Source organism: Mesorhizobium sp. M7A.F.Ca.CA.004.04.2.1 (assembly GCF_004022825.1).
Lineage (GTDB): Bacteria > Pseudomonadota > Alphaproteobacteria > Rhizobiales > Rhizobiaceae > Mesorhizobium.
The window spans coordinates 1-2559 of record NZ_RZPH01000886.1 but is presented as its reverse complement, the minus strand read 5'-3'; the positions used below and the strand labels follow the sequence as shown (position 1 = coordinate 2559).

At 64.1% G+C, this 2559-nt stretch carries 1 protein-coding gene and 1 pseudogene; both read right to left on the bottom strand.

What is annotated here, in order from left to right; translation table 11 throughout:
• A pseudogene (locus tag EN893_RS28675) lies at positions 1–452 on the bottom strand (hypothetical protein); the annotation flags it as partial.
• A gap of 88 nt (positions 453–540) precedes the next feature.
• Positions 541–2559: NADP-dependent malic enzyme (locus EN893_RS28670; protein WP_164901194.1), on the bottom strand; the 2019-nt coding region annotated here is incomplete at its 5' end.

The following is a 2559-nucleotide window of genomic DNA, read 5'->3' as shown; positions in this document are numbered from 1 at the left end:
AAAGGCGCCCGCCGAGGCGCGACGGCGTCGTCGCGGCAGCCATTGGCGTCAAGCGCCGCCAGGATGCGTCCGCGGTCGCGGCGCGAGCCGCCGCCGGCCAGCCGCTCGCGCTTGTTCTGCAAGGCGTCGAGATTGGCATTCATGCGATCGATGGTGGCGTTTAGCCCGGCGCATTGATTGAGGTTGCGGCCAAACAGCGAAAAGCCGCATCCGGCCCGGCTCGCCTGGCCGCGGGCTTTCGAAATCTGCTCATGCTGCCTCGCAATTGCGGAATCGTATTTCCGGATCAGCGCCGGACCGCCACCGCCGCCGCGCGAGGACGCGGCAAGATCGGCTTCCAGCTGGCGGCAGACCCGCGAAGCAGCCTGTGGCTCGGATACCCCCCAGGTTGCGGACAACAGGAGGCCAAGCAGCATGGCAGCATGCGCCTGCTTCCACCCTCCGCTTGCCATCCGCCCAAACTCCGCCTGCCAAATCCGACTGTTAGCCCGCAATGCTACCGTGTTCGCGGTTAACTGCAGTTTACCGCGAAATCCGTGTTCAGCCCAGATTGACGACCGCCTGTGCCTTGTGGGCGGCTTCCACGACGGCAAGCGCCGTCATGTTGACGACGCCGCGCGAGGTGACCGACGGCGTCAATATATGCGCCGGCATGTCCGTGCCGAGCAGGATCGGCCCGACGTGTAGCGCATCCATCATGGTCCTGAGCGCCGTCAGCGTGATGTTGGCCGAATCGAGATTGGGGAACACCAGCAAATTGGCTTCGCCCTTCAGCCGTGAATGCGGATATACGCGCTGGCGCAGATGCTCCGACAGAGCGGAATCGGCGTGCATCTCGCCATCGCATTCCAGCTCTGGGGCAATGCGCGCCAGGATCGCCGCCGCTTGCCGCATCTTCAGGGCACTGGGCGAATCGCGCGAGCCGAAATCCGAATGCGAGAGCAGCGCTGCCTTCGGCTCGATGCCGAAGCGCTGGATTTCTTCCGCCGCCAGCACCGTCATCTCAGCGATTTCTTCCGCCGTCGGGTCGACGGAGACATGCGTGTCGGTCAGGAAGATGATGCCGCGCTGCGAGATCAGCATCGAGAGCGTCGACAGGTCGCGATCCTTGACGCCGGTGCGCGGGCCGATGATCAAGGTGACGTTGCGCAGATGCCGCTCGAAGCGCCCTTCGAGGCCGCAAACCATTGCATCGGCATCGCCGCGTTTCAGCGCAAGTGCTGCGATCACCGTGTTGTCGGTGCGCACCATGGTGCGCGCGGCTTCCGTCGTGACGCCGCGCCGGCCGGCGAGTTCGATCAGAAGGTCGACATAATGGCGGTAGCGCGGATCGTCTTCCGGGTTGATCAGGCCGAAATCCACACCGGGCTTGATGCGCAAGCCGTAGCGCTTCAGGCGCACCTCGATGACGTGCGGCCGGCCGATCAGGATCGGCTCGGCGATGCCTTCCTCGAGCACCACCTGGGCGGCGCGCAGCACGCGCTCATCCTCGCCGTCTGCATAGATGACGCGCTTGGCGCTCGATGCCTTGGCGGACGAGAACACCGGCTTCATCACCAGGCCGGAGCGGAAGACGAAGCGGTTCAGCTTGTCGATATAGGCGGCGAAATCGGTGATCGGCCGCGTCGCGACACCGGTGTCGCAGGCCGCCTTGGCGACCGCGGGCGCTATGCGCAGGATCAGGCGTGGATCGAAGGGCGAAGGGATCAGGAATTCAGGGCCGAAGATCGGCGTCTCGCCGGAATAGGCGCGGGCAGCGACATCTGAAGGTTCCTCGCGGGCAAGGGCTGCGATGGCGCGGACCGCCGCCATCTTCATCTCCTCGTTGATAGCGCTGGCACCACAGTCGAGCGCGCCGCGGAAGATGTAAGGAAAACACAGTACGTTGTTGACCTGATTGGGAAAATCGGACCTGCCTGTGCAGATCATCGCATCGGGACGCGCCGCACGCGCCGTTTCCGGCATGATCTCCGGATTGGGGTTGGCCAGCGCCAGGATCAGCGGTTTTGGCGCCATGTGCTCAAGCAGTTCCGGCTTCAGCACGCCTGCCGCCGAGAGGCCGAGGAAGACATCTGCGCCCGATATGACGTCGGCCAGCGTGCGCGCCTCGGTGTCCTTCACATAAGGGTCTTTCCAGCGGTCCATCTCGTCGGTCCGCCCTTTGTAGGCAACGCCGAAACGGTCGGTGACCCAGATGTTTTCGACTTTGGCGCCGAGCGAGACCAGCAGGTTGAGGCAGGCAAGGGCGGCAGCCCCGGCGCCGGAGGTGACGATCTTGATGTCCGATATGGTTTTTCGGGCGAATTCCAGCCCGTTGAGCACGGCGGCAGCGACGATGATGGCGGTGCCATGCTGGTCGTCGTGGAACACCGGTATCTTCATGCGCGCCTTCAACTGTTCCTCGACCTCGAAGCATTCCGGTGCCTTGATGTCTTCGAGGTTGATGCCGCCGAAAGTCGGCTCCAGCGCCGAGATCGTCTCGACCATGCGCTCGATCCCCGGCGCGTCGATCTCGATGTCGAAGACATCGATACCGGCGAACTTCTTGAACAGGACGGC